This is a genomic window from Nocardioides luteus (assembly GCF_000960475.2).
GTDB classification, from domain to species: domain Bacteria; phylum Actinomycetota; class Actinomycetes; order Propionibacteriales; family Nocardioidaceae; genus Nocardioides; species Nocardioides luteus_A.
In genome coordinates this window covers 12,338-35,010 of the sequence record NZ_JZDQ02000033.1, presented here as the reverse complement: position 1 = coordinate 35,010, position 22,673 = coordinate 12,338, and the positions used below count along the sequence as shown (strand labels likewise).

14 protein-coding genes are annotated in these 22,673 nt (G+C 64.7%); 6 read left to right on the top strand and 8 right to left on the bottom strand.

Annotated elements, in window-relative coordinates:
* Positions 1-293 precede the first annotated feature (293 nt).
* From UG56_RS27640 to UG56_RS21000, 6 genes are all read right to left on the bottom strand, one after another.
* Complete coding sequence (locus UG56_RS27640) at positions 294-722, bottom strand: very short patch repair endonuclease (protein ID WP_218145257.1); 429 nt, start codon at positions 720-722, stop codon at positions 294-296.
* Between the two features lie 61 nt (positions 723-783).
* Entirely contained in the window at positions 784-2,352 is a 1,569-nt protein-coding gene (locus UG56_RS27635) for a DNA cytosine methyltransferase (protein WP_084101390.1), read from the bottom strand.
* Between the two features lie 77 nt (positions 2,353-2,429).
* The gene (gene drmB, locus UG56_RS21015) at positions 2,430-4,268 is read right to left on the bottom strand and encodes a DUF1998 domain-containing protein (protein ID WP_045546784.1); all 1,839 of its coding nucleotides are present in this window, start codon (positions 4,266-4,268) and stop codon (positions 2,430-2,432) included.
* Entirely contained in the window at positions 4,249-7,440 is a 3,192-nt protein-coding gene (locus UG56_RS21010; protein WP_045546785.1) for a helicase-related protein, read from the bottom strand. Before UG56_RS21010 ends, drmB begins: the two co-directional genes overlap by 20 nt.
* Positions 7,437-8,957: a nuclease-related domain-containing DEAD/DEAH box helicase gene (locus tag UG56_RS21005; protein WP_045546786.1), complete on the bottom strand. Its 1,521-nt coding sequence runs from the start codon at positions 8,955-8,957 to the stop codon at positions 7,437-7,439. Before UG56_RS21005 ends, UG56_RS21010 begins: the two co-directional genes overlap by 4 nt.
* Entirely contained in the window at positions 8,954-13,699 is a 4,746-nt protein-coding gene (locus tag UG56_RS21000; protein WP_045546787.1) for a DEAD/DEAH box helicase, read from the bottom strand. The genes UG56_RS21005 and UG56_RS21000 overlap by 4 nt, the downstream gene beginning before the upstream one ends.
* A 675-nt stretch (positions 13,700-14,374) precedes the next feature.
* On the opposite strand from UG56_RS21000, the gene UG56_RS20995 reads away from it, so the two are divergent.
* The 6 genes from UG56_RS20995 to UG56_RS20970 all read left to right on the top strand — a co-directional run bounded on the left by UG56_RS20995 (position 14,375) and on the right by UG56_RS20970 (position 21,121).
* The gene (locus UG56_RS20995) at positions 14,375-15,397 is read left to right on the top strand and encodes a LacI family DNA-binding transcriptional regulator (protein ID WP_045546788.1); all 1,023 of its coding nucleotides are present in this window, start codon (positions 14,375-14,377) and stop codon (positions 15,395-15,397) included.
* Between the two features lie 285 nt (positions 15,398-15,682).
* Positions 15,683-17,041 carry an extracellular solute-binding protein gene (locus UG56_RS20990; RefSeq protein WP_045546789.1) on the top strand — a complete coding sequence of 453 codons (1,359 nt, stop codon included), beginning with the start codon at positions 15,683-15,685 and terminating at the stop codon, positions 17,039-17,041.
* An 86-nt stretch (positions 17,042-17,127) separates the two neighbouring features.
* On the top strand, positions 17,128-17,979 hold the full coding sequence (locus UG56_RS20985) for a carbohydrate ABC transporter permease (RefSeq protein ID WP_256206803.1): 852 nt from the start codon (positions 17,128-17,130) through the stop codon (positions 17,977-17,979).
* Positions 17,976-18,827, top strand: coding sequence for a carbohydrate ABC transporter permease (locus UG56_RS20980; protein ID WP_045546791.1), 852 nt, complete (start codon positions 17,976-17,978; stop codon positions 18,825-18,827). The genes UG56_RS20985 and UG56_RS20980 overlap by 4 nt, the downstream gene beginning before the upstream one ends.
* Positions 18,828-18,861: 34 nt before the next feature.
* Positions 18,862-20,397 (top strand): arabinosylfuranosidase ArfA, encoded by a 1,536-nt coding sequence (gene arfA / locus UG56_RS20975; RefSeq protein WP_045546792.1) that lies wholly within the window; start codon positions 18,862-18,864, stop codon positions 20,395-20,397.
* A gap of 109 nt (positions 20,398-20,506) precedes the next feature.
* The gene (locus UG56_RS20970) at positions 20,507-21,121 is read left to right on the top strand and encodes a nucleoside/nucleotide kinase family protein (RefSeq protein ID WP_045546793.1); all 615 of its coding nucleotides are present in this window, start codon (positions 20,507-20,509) and stop codon (positions 21,119-21,121) included.
* Positions 21,122-21,124: 3 nt separating this feature from the next.
* Here the strand turns inward: UG56_RS20970 and UG56_RS20965 are convergent, their stop codons facing one another.
* The gene (locus tag UG56_RS20965; protein ID WP_052693066.1) at positions 21,125-21,910 is read right to left on the bottom strand and encodes a hypothetical protein; all 786 of its coding nucleotides are present in this window, start codon (positions 21,908-21,910) and stop codon (positions 21,125-21,127) included.
* Positions 21,904-22,653, bottom strand: coding sequence for a helix-turn-helix domain-containing protein (locus UG56_RS20960; RefSeq protein WP_045546794.1), 750 nt, complete (start codon positions 22,651-22,653; stop codon positions 21,904-21,906). The genes UG56_RS20965 and UG56_RS20960 overlap by 7 nt, the downstream gene beginning before the upstream one ends.
* Positions 22,654-22,673 lie beyond the last annotated feature (20 nt).

The following is a 22,673-nucleotide window of genomic DNA, read 5'->3' as shown; positions in this document are numbered from 1 at the left end:
TGCGAGCCTGCGGAGGATCAGCATCTGTGGTCGAGGTATCCCGCGAGATATGGCAGCGCCACGAGCCCGACCTCAGATCGTCCGGAGACCTGTTCTACACATGGCAGTATGACGTGAGGTGGGAAGCTCAGAAGCTGCGGGATTCCGGTCGCCTAGCGTCTGCGGCCAGCCGACGCGGTGCGCCGTGGTCGCTACCGTGACCCAGCTAGATCGGAACCACCCCATGTCGCGCTCCTACGTCTCGCTCATTGACTGCTTGTTGGCTCAATGATCTGGCTGACGCGACGCCAATTCTACGGGTCCTGGCGTCTCCCCCGGACCACCCCCACGACTCTATTGGCGGCTTGGGCCGGATCTTCATGCTCCCAAATGCGTAAAGCGATCCATCCAGCGGCTTCTAACGCCGCCGCGGTCTCGATATCCCGCTCCCTCGTGCGCCGCACCTTTTCTGCCCAGAAACTCGCGTTCGTCCGCGCGACGGTGTGATGGTCGGGGCATCCGTGCCAGAAACATCCGTCAATAAAGATTGCGACCTTAGGTCCCCTGAACACAAGGTCGGCCCGGCGGTTAAGCGACGGGACTGGCCTTGTGTCGACCTGGTAACGCAGTCCAGCGGCGTGAACGAGCCTGCGGATCGCCAGCTCCGGCTTAGTATCGCGCCCACGGTTCGCTTGCATGCTCCGTCGCGTCTGCAAGTTTGCGGCCCATGATTTCTCGTTCATTATCTTGCTAACTAAGACCTCGGTCCATTTCGATATTGTCAGTTGAACTTGATCTCACCGTTCACGCGAGTGTCGGCCTGAGATACTCGTAGATTGAACTCGCGATTGCGGTTCCCAACGGAATCGGGACCGCGTTTCCGATCTGTTTAGCGATCGCCGTCTTTGAGCCGCACCAAAGAAACTCGTCAGGAAAGCCCTGGAGTATCGCTGCCTCGTAGTGTGTGATTGGCCGCTGAGCTGTTGGATGGAGATAGCGGCCCTTCTCTGGCTTGAAGAACTCAGTACGAATCGTGACAGACGGGCCGTCCATGTGCATTCGACCCATGACGTCTCCAGCGCCGGCATCGTGCGCATCCCACGAATCCGTGGATAAGTATTCAAGAATCGCTGGGCTTCCAACTCCACCTTGGAAAACGGTGACACGGAACGCTTGCGACTTGCTCCGCCGCGAAGGCTCGCGAGTTACAGTTCTACCTCCATCCAAACCTCGAACCATGTACTTCTGGCCGTCGGTCATCGGTGCGCCATTGGTGACTTGTAGATACTCTCCGATGGGATCAAGCCTGCCGGTGGCGTCTCGAAAATCTCCGATCTTTTGGAGGATCACATCTTGGCCGCGACCAAAACGACAAACGAAGCGACCGCGCAGGGCTTTTCGATTACCTTCGGGAGGTATCGCCTCATACCGCGCAAGCGAGATCGGCTCTGGATTTCTCGTGAAATGCAGATCGCGAGTACGGAAGGGTCCCTCGAACTCGTTCTTTGACTCTTGGTTGCCCTTGATTTCTTCGATTCGCACTCGGTCTCGGTGCGGAAGATCTGTACCAGTTATCTGCATGCCAGCTGTTCGTTGAAAGAGAGCCTCCACCGTGAGCCAGGCTGGCGGGAGTACTGGAACTGGCAGGCCCTCGAGTTGGTCCCGCTTCTTCCAACGCTCCTTCGAGTGAGTGGGCTCGGGGTACTGCATACGGACTGGACGCAGCCCGGCGACGTCGTTTCGGACACCTATGACGATCGCGCGATGACGTGCCTGCATAGCGCCGTAGTCGGCGGCATTAAGGAGGTAACGCCGAGCGCGCTGGCGTTCGGAGTCGTCGGCCTTAGTTCCGGGTGCTTCACGCAGTTCGTAGTTTCGAAGATCTCCGTTTCCGATGCGGTCTTGGAGGTCAGCAAACTCTGGAGATCGGACGAATCGGTCGACGTTCTCGATGACAAATACCTTCGGTTGTACCTCCACAACCACCCGGATGAACTCCTGCCATAGCTGATTGCGTTCGGCGCCGACGCCGTTGCGGTTTAGACCGGAGAACCCTTGGCAAGGCGGCCCTCCCACGACGACATCGATCTCGCCTTCCGCCCAAGGCGGATTCCAGCCCACGATGTCACGGCAGAAGATCTCAGGGGCGCCGAACTCGAGACTCTTGGTAGAGGCCTTACCGAAGTTCATCGCATACGACGCCGCGGCGTCCTTATCCCACTCGACGGCTCCGACGCTGCGAAAGACCGGCCGATCTACCGAGTCCGGCCGGAACTGGTGGAACCCCTCCGTCAGCCCGCCGCATCCAGCGAACAGATCAAGGACGGTGATCGGTTCGCCGGAGGGGAGCGAGGGGGAACGTAGGTCAGCCACTGCGCAATCCTATCTGTGCCAGTCGGGGGCTGACGCCAGCCAAGTGGTAACAGACCGATGAGGCCCGGCTGGGTCCATCAACTAGACCCGGGTCCGTAGGACTCGATACGGATTCCCGACCGTGCCTCGTCGAGAACGTCCTCAAGGAGCCCTTTCACGTCGTGCCCGCCGAGAACCAGCTGACGGTCCAGGAGCCGGTTGGAAGTCTCGCACGACCTCTCGCTAACGAGTGAGCACCCATGGCAAGCGGAGAGGTTGAGGCTTCCCGTGCCATGTCGGTCACTCTCGATGCAAACTGGGTCATTCGAGCAGTAGTCGGCGTCGTCGAGAGCGGCTATGAGTAGTGGCACGAGCTTGTCGGGCTTGCCGAGTCGGACCAAGCCGCCTAGCGTGCCCTGGGCATCGCCAGCCGCGGTATATATGAGGATCGCGGCTGTCTTGTCGGGGCGATCCGAATTGGCATAGATGCGCTCCTGGAGAGCTGCTGACGAGTATCCGCTCGCGAAGGCCAATCGTCGGATGAGGAGATGGGCGATCGTGTGTAGCGCGATGAACCGGGGTTCAGGTACGTCGAGCCGCTGCGCCCAGGGTATGGCGTTGCGTCGCTCCACGAGGAGTCTGGAGCGTGCCTGGACGGCCGGTAGGTTCTCCCAGTCGGTGAGACGATTCTCGTCAAAGCGGAGGAAGATACCCTCACCGAACACCTCGATCGCCGGGTAGACCGGACGGCGCCTCGCATCGGGACCGACGTCGGCGGAGATCAGGGCGGCGTCTGGATTGTGTCGACGGAAGCCTTTGAGCGCGCGGACCTCTCGGACGCGTCGGACCTGTCCGACGCCGGAGACCGCCTCGGCGATTGGCTGAGGTGTCGTGGCGTCGCTGTCGATCCGCCAGCCGTCGACGACAAAGTCGCCTTCGCTCGTGTCTCTGCCGGGCTTCTCGAGCTTCTTGAGGAACGCAGCCCACTCCCCGTCCTTGAGGTCTAGCAGGACGGAGTCGTCACCGTCGTCATCGTCGGAGGCAACGGCAAGTACCTCCTCGGCGGTGATGTCGAGTTCGGAGGCAATCCAACCGGCGACCATCTCGGCCTGGGGCCCTCTGTTGTCGGCGACGACCTTCTCAAAGAACATGTGCCCGCGGATTTTGTCAGCCTTGGTGACCGAGTTGGGTTGCTCCTCGGGAATATCGAGGGCGGAGATGTGCTCGGCGATGTAGTTGCTTGTGGCGCCGCGTTGGACGGCGACGAGGTTGTGTTCGCACGGGTCGCCGACCTTCTCGTCTTCCCAGGGCTGTCGGTTCTGGCAGCGGATGCCGTCGCGTTTGAGAGATTCGGAGCCGACGAGGTCGGAAAGCGGGCGGGAACGCTCGCATGCTACGCACGTCACTCGAAGTGACTTGAGGCCCTCGCCGTGGCTAGAGGAGCGGACGAACTTCAGATCCTTGTACGCGCGGCAGTGCCGGACTGTCTCGGTGACTCCGCTGTCGTGGCCGCGATGGGCCCACTGGAACCAAGGGACGTCCTGGATGTGGCTACCGCGCTCGCAGACTGCCACGTATCGCATGGGCACGAGTGCGCCCTTGCAACCAGCGCAGACGTTGACCCACTTGCCCTTGTCTTTGCCCGTGGTACGCGACAGTCGGGTGCAGCGCTCGCAGAAGCGCCACTCCGGAAAGCGCCAGTAGAGCAGGCCTTTGGTCTCCTTTGCTGCACGTCCCGCGTGTGTGGGGGCTTCCATGAGAACGCTGGGACCGAGTCGGTCCGTAAGCCGGTCGCAGTGGATCTCGCTGGCGTATTTCTTGTCCCACCAGGAGGTGTCTGGCGCAATGAGCGAGGCCCCGCGGATGTCGACGATAGCGCCGACACCGAACGGCGTGACCGTCTCCGACAGTCTCAGGTCATGCTTGATCCGTTCCATGGGATCCCTCCTCGAATGGCTCGCGTACGGCGACGGCGACATTGGGCTCGACCGAGCGCATGGAGTCGGCTACGAGCCATCCTTCTCCTTGCTGGCCGAATCGCTTGAAGAGTGCTGGATCATCGCCACTCTTGCGGTCGTAGACGAGCTTGGTGCCATCCTGGCGGGCGCGTTGAGCGCGGTTATCCCAGTCTCGCAGGAGCGCCCAGATCGCCGCATCGGTATCTGCGGCCTCGCTTTGCTCGGATTGGCTCACGATGGCGACGAACTGGCTCACCAAGGTCTCGATCTGGCTCTTCAGCCCAGTTCCTCCGAGGTCCATGTTTGAGGCCGAGTCGTTGGCTGCGAGCGTCGCGAGGGTGTGGCGCAGCAGGGCGACGACGGCGCCCGCGAGTGAGCGGTCTCGGGAAGCCAGCGACCACGGAGTCACACTGGTCGGTTCGACGCTTCGGTATAGCGCCTCGTGGTAGCCGCGAAAGGTCTCAAAGTGTGACCGGTCGCGGGCTCGGTTGGAGCGGAAGAGGGTGGCGACGATGCCCTTGACATCGCCCCGTCCGACTCGGCTGGTCGCCTGAATGTATTCTGCGGTGGTCTTGGGCTGGCCGACCATCAGCATAAGTGCAAGTCGTGGGATGTCGATGCCGACGGAGAGCATGTTGGACGAGAGCACGACGTCGATCGCGTCATCGGAGTCGTTTGCGCTCCGCTTCAGAGCACGCAGATCGTTCGGGAGCTCTTCGGGGCCACGACGGCTGGTGAGCTCGAGGACCTTGTCAGCCCGGACCCTGCGCAGTGGCAGGCCGAGACGCTCGGCCCGCGGTTCGAGTCGGCCGTTTACGTCGTCGACGACGAGCGTGCCGGTGCGGCCGAGCTCGCGCAGGCTGTTGTGGTACATGACGGCCGTCCAGTAGGCGTCCCGGGCGGAGCCATCCTCGGCGCCAGCTGCGACGACCTCGGGAATCTCCATGAGCGGAGATGACGCCGCGACAACCGCGGACATCTGCGAGATGGCCTGTGGCATGAGTCCGACGTAGAGCCGGCCCTCGCCGCTGCTCACCGGCTGTGAGAAGAACGTTCGGTCGTCGTCCAGGCCAGACGGTGGGTAGAGGGCGACCTTACGGCCATAGAGCCCCTTCACCTGCTCATCGGACGCGCGGATGGTCGCAGTGGAGGCAACGATTTTCGGATTCGATCCCCCGCGGCTCAGCAGCAGTTGGATCACGGCATCGAAAAGCGCGACAGTGGTGCCCAGCGGGCCGGAGAGCAGATGCAGCTCGTCCTGGATGATCATCGACGGCTGTCGGTAGGTAGTACCCAACCCCAGGAGCTTGCCAGCATCGGGCTTGAACTGAAGCCTGGCGAACTTGTCGACCGTGGCCAGTAGAATCGTCGGCGGTTGCTCGTAGAGCAGATCGTCAACGACCACGACAGGCAATTCGTCGCTGAAGTGGCAGTCGTCGTTTGTGCAGTGGACCACGACATCACGGCCAACGAGGCGTACGCCGTACTTCGTTGTGTCCTCGGAGCGTGAGGCTGGCAGCAAGGCGGTTCCGCACCAGGGGCAACTCTCGACCTGGAACTGGTTGGCTTCCTCAGGACGTGCAGCCTTGTGAAGACGTTCGAGGGCCTTCTTGGCTTCAGCACGGCTTCCTGGCGTGACCTCGTTGCCGACCCAAAGACCGATGCTGAACGGAGTCATCTTGCGAACGCGGGCGTCACCGAGATCGCCTTGCTTGCGCAGGAGCTCCATTGCGCAGATCAGCGATGCCGCTCGCTGGAACTGCTGGGCGGTGAGGAGTCGAAGCGTGTACCGAGTGATGACCGCCGTCCCACCACCTGAGGTGCCGTCGACGAGGCGGCGTCGGAAGATCTCGATGGCGGCAAGACCCAGATAGGCCTCTGTCTTGCCACCACCGGTCGGGAACCAGATGAGGTCGACCAGTTCGCGATCACTGTGCTTCTCGTCAACGGTCGAGGCAAGTGAGACGAGCAGGAACCCAAGCTGGAAGGGCCGCCATCTCGGCTCCCCACCAGGTTTGCCCTGGGCGATCTGCGCTTGGCGCATCTGCAAACGCATCGCGGTCATACCGAGCGCGAAGGCGGTGCGCAGCTGATTCTGATCCGGGTGCCGCAGGAGGGCGACGGTCGCGCGCATCCGCTCGGCGGCCTTCACGGACCGACCCACGATCCGGCGCGCGACCTTCTCGTCCTCGCCAAACCCGGCCACTCGCTGGTCCTGTTTCGATACCCAGGCCTCGAACGCTTCGACGAAGGCATCCAGCGACGCCAATACGGTGTCGGCGTCCGAGTCCAGCTTCGCCAGATGGGCAAGGCGTAGCGCATCTGCCTCGGGTGTCTCCGAATCGAAGGCGAGAGTCTCCACGGCGGGCACCACGAATGACGGCACCGGATCCAGCCAGATCCGAGTACATGCCGCACCGTGCAGTTCCCAGTCCGCGGCCATCCCATGCCCCACTGCATAGACCTTCCGCTCGCGGTAACGCAATCGCAACTCGGCAGCTTCGTCGTCCATGTCGAATGACTGACTTGGGTCGTACTCGAGAAATCGAGCGTTGACTGTGGGTGCGACGCTGAGCCCGACTTGGTAGAGCATCTTGGAAATGTCCAGCTTGTCGTCGTCAGCGGAGGTTTCCAGGACACGGACGAAGACCGTCGCAAGGAATACCGAGCCGTACCTGCGCCAGCGGGAACCGACCTCGATCTCCACGCCGTTCGCGGTCAGTGTGTGTGGACCCTCGCCACGTTGCACTGGGAGTCGATCGAAGGAAAACGGGCGGCGTTGCCAGCGCGGCGGGCCATCGCCCTCGACTGTCTTGTAGGTGCCACCGGATAGTTCGCAGAACGCAGCTGGTCGATCGGTGACGAACGAGATCGCTACCGAGGATGGTCGCCACTCCTCGGAAATCGGGACCGCGGCACCACGCTCCTCGATTTCGCCCGAGGTCTCGACCTCCGCGTCACCCTCGACATGGTCGCTTTGAGTGAGCTCTTCTCTCTCGGCATGATCTACGGCTCCCTGCGGGAAGAGCATACCAACGGCGTACTGCCGGTTCGGCATGTTCAAGACGATCTCATCCTTGCCGCCCTCGGGGCCGACGTAGGCCGCTCGGAGGTGGTTCAGTACAACCTGCTGAGAATGTGTCAGGGTCACTTCGCCATCATCCGATTCTTCAAGAGTTGCTGGATCCTGCGTTTGTCGTCCTTCGATGTGATGATGTGCAGTGAGACCCGCGCTCGGGTGACGGCAACGTAGAAGGCGGCTGTTCCCACTTCACCGTAGGTGCCCGGCAGGTCGAACACTATGACGTGCTCGGCCTCGAGACCCTTGGCATACTTCGGGCTGGTGACTACGAACCCACCGGGACTGGTCAACGGCGGCTGGTTCGAGGTCGTGCTGATCAGCCAGATGTCGGCTCGGTTGGCCCCGTCGGCAACGATCTGTTGGGCGAGCAGGTCCGCCTCGGCGATGCCGGCGTCATTGGTTGCGTTGTGCCATTGGACCTTCTCGCCGTGGACGATCCCAGGGTCACCGACGTCTGCGCCGAGGTACTCCTGGACTACGTGGACGATCGCTTGGGTGTTGCGGACGTTCAAGTCGAGGTCCACCGTGATCGCCTCGTCAGCGATTAATTCGGCCACGTCCTTGTCGTAGCCGCCATCGACATGGGCCTGGTTGTTCGGGTCGAGGAACATCCGCCAACGACCGAGGCCTCGGCCGCCATCGATTAAGGCGTCGATGCGGTCCATGGCGTCCGCGGTCATCATGTCCTGAGCCTCATCGACTAAGACGACATCATATGGCTTGGCGTCCGGTAACTCCTCGAACGGAATCAGATCGATCCCGCGGCCCTCAACGTGCGGTGCGAAGAACCGGGTCAGGGCAGGCGAGCGGAAGGTGATGAGCACCGACTTGCCCCGGTCCGCCTCCTGCTTGGCAGCCTCTACGAGCACGAGAGACTTCCCGGTGCCGGCGCCCCCATAGACGAGCACTCGCGGATTGCGAGCCAGCGCAGCCAGCACCCGTGCCTGCCCTGCAGTTGCCCGGGCCTGCTCCTCGATGACGGCACCGCGCTGAGCATCGATCACCGGCATCCTGGTGAACTCGCCGAACAGACGCTTACGCAGATCATCCATTCGTGCTCGCTTCTGCCCGTTCGGGGCGGTCCGCGTGTTGTCCACGATTCGGTCGAGAGCGGCCTCGACGCCAGCCGACGTCATCTCGTCCCGAGCCAGCCAGTGCGTTGGCCGCCAGCCGACTGCATTCGGCGGGGATTCGATGTCCGGCGTGATGACGATCGCCTCATGCGCGAACCAGCCGACACCCTCTTCCTGGAGAATGTCGCGCAGCGCATATGCCGCGGATCGGGCTTGCTCCATCGGCGAGCCGGCTAACTTGTGCCAGTCCCCACGGCGGTCGACCGAGTACCAGACACCATCGTGCTTGCGCACGCCTCCGCCCTTGACTTCGATCACCACAATCACGCCCTTCCACAGGACGATGAAGTCCGCCTCCGCCAGCTGCTTGTAGGCGTGCGAGCGCAGGTCGACAGAGTGAAACGCGGCAGCATCGGGATCTCCCACGACATCGCGAAGCAGTCGCGCGACCGTACGCTCAGCGTTGCTTGTGGCACGACGCTCGATATCGGCTAACGCAGGTACGAGGATCACTCGTCCGACTCCACTTCCTTATTGACGCTGCCCTGCTGCTGATCCCAGAGATCGGTGTAGTCGCGGTATCCAAGAAAGTCGTTCATCGCGCCCCAGTTATCGGCGACGTCCACGATGAGGCATTCTTGCTTGCCACCATTCTTTGGCCCGCGCAGCCCCCGGCCCGCCATCTGGATGTACGCACTCGGGCTGAACGTCGGTCGCGCGATGTAGAGCGCACGAACACCAGGCGCGTCGAAGCCCTGAATGAGGAGATCACAGTTGGCCAGTACTTTGATCTCGCCCCGCTGGAAGCGGCTGATGACATCACGGCGCTGGTGACGACCTGTCTGGCCACTGACCGAGTCCGCCTTGACGCCGCGGTACCGCAGGGACGCCGACAGCACCTGAGCTGACAGCACGCTCGGGGTGAAGACGAGAACCGGCCAGTCGGGGTGCTCCTCTGTCAGACCCATGATGTGTTCGACCAGGATCTTCATACGGACTTCGTTCCGACCAAGACGCTCATAGAGACTTCTGTCGATGACCTTCGAGGATCGGATCTCCTCTTGCTCGCCGCTGCTCAGGACGACATCGATTCCGGGCAAAACCTCATGCTTGACGCTCGCAAGCACGCCGAGACCCACCAATTGCCCGTACGCGTCGGTCTCGAAGGCGGTGAGGCGGTTGTGCCCAAAACGGGCCGCGAGCTGCTTCGTCCTCTCTGTGTCGCCGGCGCTTCCCTTGAACGGCGTAGCGGACAGCCCGACGAGCGGTCGCTCGAAGTTACGACCGTCGACACCGAGCCAACGGAGGATCTGCGTGTACCGAGTCGATCCACCTGCCCGGTGAGCCTCGTCGACGAACAATGCGGCAGGGGTCTTCAACCACTCGTACTCAGGCTGCCCCATGATGGCTTCCAGCTTGGCGTCGGTCGCAACGATCACACTGAACTCAGTGTCGGGCTCGTGGACCTTGTTGTTCTCCCACAAGCGGCCGATCGTCAGAGGACGCTCGTCGCCGAGGTAGCGCCACACGGTCTCGAAGGTCTGCACGGCCTGTTCGCACAGCTCGATCGATTGCGCAACCCACAGGACGGTCCCACTCAGAACCTCATCCACGAATAGGCGCAGAACCGTCTGCGTGGCCACGCGGGTCTTGCCCGCACCGGTCGGAAGCTCGACCATGCCTTTCTGGGCTGGCCCTTGCTCGGATGGCTGGGTCAAGACGACACGCAGCTTCTCACTGATCTTTTTTTGGAAAGGATGCAGGTCGTTCAGCTTCACCGCACCTGGGACGACGAACTCTTGTGGGCGGGAACGCGATCGCTGGCCGGCGTACTCCGCTGCGAAGCCCATCTTGCGCACCCACGTGATAGCAGCCGGCATACCAGCCCACGCGGAGGGGACATCCGAGAAGCCAAGCTCCCGAAAACGATCCGCCAGGATTCTGAGCGAGTCCGCGCCGTAGACGACGAGGAACAACTCGGCGACCGAAGTGTCATCGTCGACGAGATTCTGGGCCTCCAGCGCTGACCAGAGACCCGTGGGCAACGCGTCGCGCAGGTCGTCCGGCCCAATGTAGAGCTCAAGCCGCTCAGCATCGGAATCGACTGTCATTGCCTGAACCCGGAGGTCCTCCAGCATGTGGTCGATACCTGCTTGGATCACTTCAGTGATCTGGGCGTTGTCGAGGCGCAGCTCGAACGCCTCGTTGACGAACTTGAGGACCTGCGTTTCATCGGCATCATCGCGAACGACGAGCTCGCTCCCGTCGAGGTACCAATCCTGTGGCTGGTCCTCGACGCCATCCTCGGTCGTGACTCGCTTCGCGATCATCATCGCTCGAGCGAGTTTGACACCGTTGAGTCTGTCGGAACCCACCATGTTCCGCAGCCCTGGGTAGACGTCCAGCACGGGCTCGCTGCTCTGACGTCCTTCGATGATCTCTGAGAACGCAAAGCTGTCCTCGAACCGGCGGCAACCGACGCGGCGAACAAGTTCATCGATCTGGTCGACCCGGGCTCGCAAGTACGGACGGCCCCGAGTTCGCAGGAAGGTCTCTTGGTCCTCGGTGGATGCGATGTAAACAGCATTGGGCGCGTGGGCCTCGATTGTCCGAGCGACACGGGCCGGGATCGTTGCTGGCCTCATGCCTTCGAAACCGACCTTCGTCGCGGCCACGATGAACTCCAGAAGGACATCGTCGTTGACTCGCGGCGGGAAGAGCTTCCCTTCCAGCATCTCGCGCATGAGATGGGGAGGCACATCCCCCAGCTCGCTCGGCAGTCCGAGAACCGCACCGGCGTGTGGTGCGCCCCGGAACAGCGGCAGCAGTCCTTCATACCGGACCAACGAGGGGGCTACGACGTCGCCCGGCGCCCGCATGCCATGGGTCGACTTCACTAGACCTGCGCTTCGCACCGCCCACCTGAGCGGAGAGTCGATTTCGAAGGTACGCCCCGTTTCCAGGTCCTCGCACGACCAGGAGTCGTCACCACAAGCCAGAAGGGCGGCAGTCCAGGATTCCCGCGCGTTGTCAGGAGCACCCACGTCACGCATCAGGAACAGAACCGAAAACGGTCCCGAGCCCTTCGCAAGGTTGAACTCAATAGCCTCGGTCGGTCGTTCTCCTGGACCGTTGTGTTGGTTGAGCTCTTTCAGTACCCACTGCCGGTACTCGTCGAAGTGCGGCTCGTCCTCGACCGGGTAACCCTTGATCGGCCGACGTACGACACCGAGTTGATGCGCGACCTCGGACTCGCAGCGGTGCTTGTCGAGCAATCGCGGAGCAAAGTTGTCGCCCAGCGAGATGTCGAGATCGAGCACCTGCTGTGGCCACGCCCAGCCGCCGTCGAGCGTCGGCACCTTGATGGGTGCCTTTGCGGCCAGCATGATGCGGCTTGCCGCCTGAGCATGCAGGTCGACTGTGGAGTCCCAAACCTTGGTCAAGTCGTCGGGGCTCGGGTTGTTGTCGAGCTTGGCGAGACGTGCAGTGAGGATCGCTTCGGGATCGAGGTCACGGAAGCCTCGATCCTGAAGGATCTTCTCGACGCCGTCGTGCTTGAGGAACGCCGGACTAACGAAGACCGCATCTTCGATCTCCAGATCCGACTCGCGGTTTAGGAACACCACTCGACGATCCTCGAGAGCCCTCATGCCAGCGTTGGTGGGGATGACCTTTGCCTCGTTGATCTTCGGAAGGCTCGAGTGGCCCGCGACGGTCCTTAGTGCGTTCGCGGCGGACTTGGGGTCATCGCCCTCGGCCCACTCGCGCAGCCAGGTGAGAAGCCCTCGCTTAGGCAGGTGCGTCAGGGCCGCTTTCGGGTCCCGAGTGTCCGCTTCGGAGTTCCGGCCGAGGATATAGAGATCGCGAAGACGCGTCGTTCGGGTGCCGGTCTGGTAGCAGAGCCAGTGCGGAACGTCGTCGCCCGTGTTGGGCGACTGGGTCCATGCTTGGTGGACCTCTTTGTCGAACCCGACCGCGAAGTCGAGCGGAAGTAGCTGCTGGCTGTTCCGAAGGGCACCTGTCGCGTCGGGAATCAACTCTCGGCGAGCCGCGATCTCTGGTACGTGTGCCGTCAGGAGCTCGTCTCCGAAGCTCAGGATCTCCCGTCCGCGCGCGGGCATGAAGTCCAGATGCGCCGCCGGGTCCTTGACACTGCTCAACTTCGGCATGACGTCGACGAACATCTCCGCGACTGTCCGGAGGATCTCGCGGTTGTAGTCGTTCTTGAGTAGGGTCGTACGGTCGTCGTTCACACTCCAAGGGGCGTTGAACAACGCAGATGCGGAAGTTTCGTCTTGCAACGGGAAGTACGACCAGAACTGCCCTCGGCGGAACTCGCGGCGCTGAACCGCCGGAACCGCCACTGTGACCTTCACCTTCGAGCGCGACACCGCCTCGCCGACTTCCTTGCGCGCCTCTGTCGACGGCTCATGCATCCGGCTCTCGATGATCCACTCATCCGGGTTCTCGCCCAAAGACTCGATGCTGAATCTGCCGTCACCGAGGTCACGTGAGACGTGGTGTGCTTCGTACGACTCCGCGCCGACGACCTTCAGGCGGATTTCACGAACGGCCTGCACGAACAAGAGGAACTCCGAGTGGAAGCCCTCAATCTCGGCGCGAAGGCGCTTCAGGTTTCGTGCGCCCGGGAGTTTCACGATGGTTGTTGCCCATGACGACAAGTCGGCAAGGATCGCATCTTCGGTGACAGCTTCGCTGAAGTCTGCGACCGTCGCCGTCCTCAGAATCGGGAGTCTTCGAGCAGCTGGGTTCACCTTATGCAGCTCGTCGCGCGCCTCCGACGTGTTGAACTCGAAAGAAATGGATCGGCTGAAGACCTGGGGAGAGTCGGATACGGCCAGCACCGATTTGAACCCGAGCCCGAACCTTCCGATCTCATCACCGCGCTTGGCGCTCAGGTACGCCATGGAGATCGCGGTGAGTCCGCTGAGCGAGAATGGGCGTCCAGCGTTTGCGCAGTAGAGAACTTCGTTCTTCGTGTCGAGCACGATCTCAACACGACCTGCAGTCTCGCCCTCGTCCTCTGCGCCAACGATCGCATCCGCGGCGTTCTGTACAAGTTCGAGGAGCGTCCGGTTGGCGTATCCACCTGTGCGGATGGACTCCTCGAGATTTGCGTGTTCGACCACTAGATTAGGTTGAATTCGGTAGGAGTCGATCGCTCGCTTGAACTGACCCGTCACCTCCCGCGCCAGTGTTTGGTCCGGGTTCCACGCCTCGTGATCAACAGTCACTGTCCTGCTTGCTCCTGCCCGAGTTGGGCTCAAATCGTCGGTGAGCAAAGAGCTCTGGCAGCAAAGGACGGGCCTCGCGGGCAGACCGTGATGCTGCGCTGCTCGCGCTGGTTCTTTGCTTACGATGCTAGTGCCCATCGCTGGTTCTTGTTGGGGATCTTTGAAATGCCTGCGCCATACTTGTGCATGGCTGAGCGCCGGGTGCTGAGCTGGCGCCCTCCGCTCCGGGGGAGCGCGAACCGCGCGATGGCCGAGCAGGGCGGAAGTTCTGACGTCTCTTAGGTTCTGGACGAACGCGAACCCTCGCTCTTCGTTCGGCAAATTCGTCACCAATTGTGGGGATCGCACTCGGCGTGCGCGCGGTGCAGAGATCTGCTGCTGGAGCCAGGCGCTGGCTATCGAGGCCGACCGTCTCGGCTCTGCCTGGTCGCGGCTGGCCCGGGCCTTGAGCTGAACTCGTGACAACCGGCTCCGGGGTGCCTGCCTCGCCGTCACCAACGATTTCGACGCATTCAACAGACATCGTCGCGATGGCCCGCGGCACAGGCAATGATCGACCGGACTGCGCCGGGCGCTGTTGTGTTACGTGACCCGAGTCGTCGGTTGAGAGCTGGCAGTGCGTTTCGCGTGGTTTAGAGCACGCACGGGCTCGCCGAACTCCCATACGCTGACCCCATGACCAGGGGGCCGCGCCGGGCGACGGTGAAGGATGTCGCGGCGCTTGCGGGGGTGTCGCCGAAGACGGTGTCGAACGTGATGAACGAGACCGTGTTCGTACGTCCCGACACCCGCGAGAGGGTGCTGGCTGCGGTGGAGGAGCTGGGGTTCGTACCGAACCTGAGTGCCCGGAGCCTGCGGAACGGAAGGACCGGGGTGATCGCGCTGGCGCTGCCGGATCTGGCGACGGCGTTCTCGGCGGACGTGGTGCATCGGGTGGTGCAGGTGGCGCACGAGCGCGGGATGGTGGTGCAGATCGAGGAGACGGCGGCGGAGCCGAAGCGGGAGTACGACCTGGTCTCGCGGGCTCGGGAGCACCAGATCGACGGGGTGATCCTCAACCCGATCCGGCTCAAGGACAGCATCATCGTCCACGACGACCAGCTGCCGCCGGTGGTGCTGATCGGCGAGGTCGAGCAGCACAAGGTCGACCGGGTGCTGATCGACAGCCGGCAGGCCGGGTACGAGGTGACGAAGCACCTGCTCGAGCGCGGCGCGCGGCGGATCGTCGCCATGGGCGGCGAGACCGGCGCGACCGACGCCACGGCCACCAGCATCCAGCGGCTGGAGGGCTATCACCGGGCGTTGGCTGAGCACGGGATCGAGGCGGACCCGCAGCTGGAGGTGTACGTCGAGGAGTGGTCGATGGTGGGTGGCGCCGAGGCCGCCGCCGAGCTGCTCGCCCGCGACACCGGCTTCGACGCGATCGTCGCGTTCACCGACTCGATCGCGTTCGGCGCGCTGCACGTGCTCGACGAGCACGGGATCTCGGTGCCCGGCGACGTCCTGATGACCGGGTTCGACGACGTCGAGCACGCCCGGTTCATGAACCCGTCGCTGACCACCATCGCCCTGGACCGGCACGCCTTCGCCGAGGCGGCGGTCGACCTGCTGCTGACCCGGATCGCCGACCGGACGAGTCCTCCGCGCGTGGTGGCGATCCCGCACGAGCTGGTCGTCCGGGGGAGTACGACGCGGTAGCGGCGATCAGTGCGCGGTCCAGCGGCCGTGCGCGATCCACACGCCGACGAGGATGCCCAGCAGGTAGCCGATACCCGCGGCGACGAGCAGCGTCGTGCTCATCGTGAGAGCAGCTTCAGGGACTTCATGCTTCCCATTGGCACTCGTGATCGAGGCGAGGTGGATCAGCGACGGGAGGGATCCACCGAATCGGGGACGAAGAGACTCTTGCCAGCGCTATTACATCGATGTAATAGTTCGGGATGTAACGCACGTCACACCCCACCTCTGTGACAAGGAGACGCGATGGCACGTCGATCCACGATGCTTTCCAGACGCGGGCTGCTCACCGGAGCAGCCGCGATCGGCGGCGCAGCCGCCCTCTCCGGCGGCCTCTCCGCCTGCGGCGCCGCGGGTGCCGCCAGCGCCGCCGACCCCGACCAGATCCAGTTCTGGACGCTGCTCAGCGGCGGCGACGGCGGCACCATGGCCGACATGGTCGCGAAGGCGACCGGGTCGGGCGCGGCGTACGACGTCAAGACCACCACCCTGGTCTGGGGCGAGCCGTACTACACGAAGCTGGCGATGGCCGCGACCGGCGGTCGCCCGCCCGAGCTCGCGATCATGCACGCCTCCCGGGTGCCGGGCTATGCACCCGGCGGGCTCCTCGACACCTGGGACGTCGGCCGGCTCGCGGAGCTCGGCGTGAGCCAGGACGACTTCCCCGAGGAGATCTGGAAGAAGGGCATGATCGGCGACAAGGTGTTCGCCGTCGCGCTCGACGCCCACCCGACCGTGCTGATGTTCAACCCCGAGATCTGCGACAAGGCCGGTGTCCTCGACAGCGACGGCCGGCTCCGGAAGACGGAGTCGCCCGAGGAGTTCATCGACCTCGTCAGCCAGGTCGGCGGTCAGACGAAGGGCACGCCGCCGCTGTCGTACGGCTATCTCGGCGACGGGTCCCAGATGTTCCGCCTCTTCTACACCTTCTACACCCAGCACGGCGCGGCGATGACCTTCCCCGAGGGTGGGAAGGCCGAGATCGACGACGACATCGCCGTCGAGTCGCTGCAGCTGATGCAGAGGCTGCTCGACGGCAAGCTCGCCGTCCAGCGCAACGACTACGCCGCGGCGCTCGCCGAGTTCGCCACCGGCCGGAGCGGCCTGCTGTTCACCGGCGTCTGGGAGCTCCGGTCCGTCAAGGAGGCGGGCGTGCCGTTCGACATGACCGCCATCCCGACCCTGTTCGGGACCCCGGCGGCGTACGCCGACTCGCACGCGTTCGTCCTGCCTCACCAGAACGAGGTCGACGAGCACCGTCGCGACCTGACCTACCGGTTCGTGGCCGACCTGCTCAAGGGCTCCTACGAGTGGGCGACCGCGGGTCACGTACCGGCCTATCTTCCGGTGACCCAGAGCCCGGAGTACGCGAAGCTGACGCCGCAGTCGCACTACGCCGATGTCGCCGAGCGGGTCAACTACGACCCGGCGGCCTGGTTCACCGGGTCGGCCTCCAACTTCCACTCCGGCTTCGGCAACGCGATCCAGCCGGCGCTGATGACCGGGAAGGGCGCGCCGGGCGCGATCGACGCGTTCCGGGCCCGGGTCGACCGGCTGCTGAAGACCCAGAACCCGGTCGACCCCGATGGGACGTGGAAGCCATGACCGCAGCCGTCGAGAGACCGCTGGTACGCACAGCGGCAAGCCGTGCGAGAACGGCGACGACCACCGGACCCAGCCGCGAAGGCCTGGTGAGCTGGGGTTTCCTGGCGCCGTTCCTGGTCGCGTTCGCGCTCTTCCTGGTCTGGCCGCTGGTCCACGGCCTCTACCTGAGCGTCACGAACCAGTCGCTCACGGGCGCAGGGGGCTCGTGGGTCGGACTCGACAACTACCGGGAGGCGCTGACGGATCCGACGATGTGGCGGGCGCTACGTACGACCGTCTGGTTCACCGTCGTCTCGACGATCCCGCTGGTGATCCTCGCACTGGTGATGGCGCTGCTCGTCCATCGCGGGCTGCCGGGGCAGTGGCTGTGGCGGCTGTCGTTCTTCATGCCGTTCCTGCTCGCCTCGACGGTCGTCTCGCAGATCTGGGTGTGGATCTTCAACCCGGACATCGGCGCGGCCAACTCCGTCCTCGGCGCACTCGGGATCGAGCCGATCGCGTGGCTCCAGGACCCGGCCGTGAACCTCTACGCGATCGTCATCGCCACGGTGTGGTGGACGGTCGGGTTCAACTTCCTGCTCTACCTCGCCGCGCTGCAGAACATCCCCGACCAGCTGTACGAAGCCGCCGCCATCGACGGCGCCGGACCGTGGCGCCGGCTCACCTCGATCACGTTGCCTCAGCTCTGGCCGGCCACGATCCTGATCGTGATGCTGCAGGTCCTGGCCTCGCTGAAGCTGTTCGACCAGGCGTACCAGATGCTCATCGGCGTCTCGACGGACACGACCCGGCCGATCGTGCAGTACATCTACGAGTCCGGGTTCGTCGGCTACCGCTTCGGCTACTCGGCCGCGATCTCGTACGTCTTCTTCGCGCTCATCGTCGTCGTGGGCGTCTTCCAGATGACCGCCATGAACCGTCGGAGGAACCTGTCATGAGATCTCGACAAACTCGATCACCGGGCGAGAAGGGGGCCGGCCGCGTCGTCGCGTTCGTGGTGCTGGCGCTGATGGCGGTCGGCTGGCTGATGCCGTTCCTGTGGGCGGTCGCCACCGCGTTCAAGACCGAGACCGACGCCGCGTCCGAGTCGGGCTGGATCGGCGGCGACGGCCTCACGACCGAGGCGTTCCGGGAGATGCTGTCGAACGGCAACGTGTGGATCTGGGCACTCAACAGCCTGTGGACCTCGCTGGTCATCACGGTGCTGACGGTGACGATCTCCGCGCTGGCGGCGTACGCCTTCTCGCGGCTGCGCTTCCCGGGCCGGCGATGGCTCTTCGCGGTCATCGTGGCGGCGATCATCATCCCGCCGCAGGTGCTGATCATCCCGCTGTTCTACGAGATGCTCACGTTCGACCTGATCGACACTCCCTGGGGCCTGATCCTCCCGCAGATCGTGGCGCCGGCGATGGTCTTCATCCTCAAGCAGTTCTTCGACGGGGTGCCGATCGAGCTCGAGGACGCCGCCCGCGTCGACGGCGCCGGCCGGCTGCGGGTCTTCTGGTCGATCGTGCTGCCGCTGTCGCGCCCGGTCATGGCGGCGGTCGCGATCTTCGTGTTCATCAACGCCTGGAACAACTTCCTGTGGCCGTTCCTGGTCATCAACGACACCAACCTGATGACGCTGCCGACCGGGCTGCAGACCGTCATCGACGCCCACGGCATCCAGTACGCCCAGACGATGGCCCAGGCCGTCCTGGCCGCGCTGCCGCTGATCGTCGTCTTCCTCTTCTTCCAGCGCCAGATCGTCAAGGGCGTCGCCACCACCGGCTTCGGTGGCCGGTAGCCAACCAACCGCACGAGTCACAACAAGGAGCTCCATGACCCGCGCACGTATCACCATCGACCGTGACTTCACGATCGCCGACGTACCCCGACGCCTCTTCGGGTCGTTCGTCGAGCACATGGGGAGATGCGTCTACACCGGCATCTACGAACCCGGCCATCCGACGGCCGACGACCGTGGCTACCGCAAGGACGTGCTCGAGCTCGTCCGGGAGCTGGGCCCGACGGTCGTACGCTACCCCGGCGGCAACTTCGTCTCCGGCTACCTCTGGGAGGACGGGATCGGGCCGGTCGCCGAGCGGCCCCGCCGCATCGACGGCGCCTGGCACACGATCGAGACCAACGAGTTCGGGCTCCACGAGTTCATGGGCTGGGCCCGCGAGGCGGACGTCGAGGTGATGGAGGCGATCAACCTCGGTACGCGTGGGGTCGAGGAGGCGCGGGCGCTGGTCGAGTACGCGAACCATCCCGGTGGGACGTACTGGTCGGATCTCCGTCGTCGCAACGGGGCCGAGGATCCGTTCGACATCAAGCTGTGGTGCCTCGGCAACGAGCTCGACGGACCCTGGCAGATCGGCCACAAGACGGCTCACGAGTATGGTCGCCTGGCCCAGGAGACGGCCAAGGCGATGAAGCTCGTCGACGACTCGATCGAGCTGATCGCGGTCGGGTCCTCGAACCGCTACATGGAGACGTTCGGCTCGTGGGAGCACACCGTGCTGACCCATGCCTACGACGAGATCGACTACATCTCGATGCACGAGTACTACCAGGAGCGCTCCGGCGACGCCGCCTCGTTCCTCGCCGAGGCCGTCGGGATGGACGCCTTCATCGACGGTGTCGTGGCCACGATCGACGCCGTCAAGGCGGCCGGCAAGCACACCAAGCAGGTCGACATCTCCTTCGACGAGTGGAACGTCTGGTACGCCGAGGGCCTCGACTCCGCCGACCAGATCCACCAGGTGAAGAAGGAGTGGCGCGAGCACCCGCGGCTGATCGAGGACGAGTACTCGGTCACCGACGCCGTCGTCGTCGGCACGCTGCTCAACTCGCTCCTGCGCCACGGCGATCGCGTCCGGATCGCCAACCAGGCGCAGCTGGTCAACGTGATCGCCCCGATCCGCTCCGAGGAGGGCGGCTCCGCCTGGCGGCAGACGATCTTCTGGCCGTTCGCCCGGATGGCCGCGCTCGCCCGCGGGCAGATCCTCCGGCTGGCGGTCTCGGCCGACCAGATCGCCACCGAGAAGTTCGGCGACGTCGACGTCATCGACGCTGCCGCGACCTGGTCGGAGGCGGACGGTCGGGTCGCGCTCTTCGTCGCCAATCGTGGGCTCTCGGAGGCGTCGGAGGTCTCGGTCGACCTGCGTGGGCTCGGTGCCGCGCGGGTGGTCAGCGCCGAGGTGCTCACCATTCCCGAGGGTGGTGACCGGCACACGTCGAACGTCGAGTCGGCTCCTGATGCGGTCGGGCTCGTCCCGCTCACCGGGGTCGGGGTCCAGGACGGCACCGTGCACCTGACCCTGCCGCCGTTGTCCTGGGCGGTCGTCGAGCTCGAGGTGGCGGTGTCCTGACGACTGCTTTTATTAGACGATGACACTTTGTGAACCCGTTCACTCAGTGTCATCGTCTAGTAAAAGGCCCGGTTGCCGGGCATCCCCGAGTGCGGCGTGGAGGTTGACCTTGACCCTCGATGAGGACCGACTCCTCCGACTGGCGGAGCAGATCAGCGTCAAGGCCGGAGCCAGGTTCGTGCTCGGGATCGTCGGGCCGCCGGGAGCGGGGAAGTCGACGCTGGCTGAGCGGCTGCGCGACATCCTGAACAAGACCGGGCGGGTTGCGGTGGTGGCGCCGATGGACGGGTTCCACCGCAGCAACGCGGAACTCGACGCGATGGGCGCGAGGGGGCGGAAGGGAGAGCCCGACACCTTCGATGCCGACGCCTACGTGGCGGCGCTGCGACAGGTGCGGGCCCAGGAACGAGTCGAGTGGCCGAGGTTCAGCCGGCTCACCGATGAGCCGGTGCCTGGCGGGGTGGTGATCGAGGACGAGCCGGTCGTGATCACCGAGGGCAACTACCTGCTGCTCGACGAGGGACCGTGGCAGGACGTACGCGGCCTGCTGGACGAGGCCTGGTTCGTCGATGTCCCGGACGAGATCCTGGTGCCCAGGCTGCTCGAGCGGTTCCTCGCCGGTGGGAGGTCGCGGGAAGAGGCGGAGGCCAAGATCGCCGAGAGCGATCTGCGCAACGCCGCGCTGGTGCGGGCGACCCGGGACCGGGCAGATCGCGTGCTGTGACGATCAGCCCTCGGAGGCGGCGCAGTCGACCAGGAAGGCCATCAACTCGGTGGCGTCGTCGGTGGTGACGAGGGTGTCGAGGGCGTGGTCGAGCTCGAGGCGCCGCGAGTGCGGGACGGTGACGGCGTCGAAGCCGTTGGACAGCAGGATGCCGGTCGTCATCAGCAGGGCGGTGCGCTTGTTGGCACCGGCGTAGAACCGGGTCCGGGCGGCGGAGCAGAAGTAGATCAGCGCCTGGAGCCGTGGGTCGTCGGTCTCGGCGATGCGCTCCTGCAGCGTGGCGAAGCGGGCGCGGAGCTGTTCGCTGCTGTTGCGGCGCAGCGTGCCCTCGCCGCGGAATCTGCCGGCGTCAGGCGTCTCGTGGCGGGCGAGGATCCGATTGAGACGGTCCGACGTCGATTTGTCGATATGGAACCTGCCGTAGCCGACGAGATCTCGGAGAGCGCCGTACGCCTCGCTGAGCGCTCGCACCTGCGCCTCGTCCCCCGAGGGGTGGCCGCCGACGGTGACACCGGAGAGGAGGGTGCGCACCTCGGGAAGGGTGAAGCTGTTGCCTTCGAGCCGAGCGGCGTTCCAGACCAGCTCGGGCAGATTCGCGCGGAACCGCCGCCACGCGCTCTCGGTGTCGCTGGGGAGCATCCGGGCGGTGTCGACCTCGGTCCACCAGACGCCGGTGTCGCGCACCTGGTCCTCGCGGTCCGCGACCTCGCGATAGAGGTCGCTGGCGGCCGACTTGCGGGCAGCGTACGTCTCGGGGTCGGGTGCCCAGCGGGGCTGCTTCGTCACCATGTCCGGATCTCCTCGCGGGCACGGTCCGCGGCGTCGCCGCCGACCGAGATGGCGTCGATGGCGATCTGGATCGGGGCCGCGTAGACGACGCGGTCACGTTCGAACGCACCGAGGAACAGGTCGGGCTCGGCGGCGGCGACGACCACGGTGGCCTGGTGCGGCGCCGGCGCGGGGCGGAGCGTGCCGTCGGTGAGGAGCGGCTGGATCGAGCCCGGGTCCTCGCACCACAGGACCGTGATCGGTGAGACGGCGTCGTCGAAGGAGGGGAGGTCCAGGCCGGCCGCGCCGGAGAGCGCCCAGCGGCCACCCGAGGCGTCGCCGGCAGAGGCGAGCCGGCCGATGGTCGCCTCGCCGCTCAGCCTCACGGCCTCCGGCCGGTCGAGAACGCCGGAGGCACGTGCGGCCTCCTCGAGGATCTGGATCGGGTCGCCCTCGGCCCAGGTGTCGAGCCGGCCGGCCCAGACCTCGATGTCGGGGGACACGTCGGTCGGGTACAGCTGATCGAGGATCGCGCGCGCCGCTGCCGCGGCTGCCGGCGTCGCCAGCGGATTGGCGCTCAGAGTCAGCTCGGCGCCACAGGCCGTGGTGATGGTGTCGAGCGTGTCGACCGACGGGCTGACCACACCGTTGACGATCCGGTGGACCGTCGAGGCCGACACTCCGGCGCGCGCCGCCACCTGCCGAGCGCTCAGGCCCGACCGCTCGATGCAGTCTGCGACGAGGCGCCCGACGTCGCGTTCCATATATGCAACGCTAGTGCCCG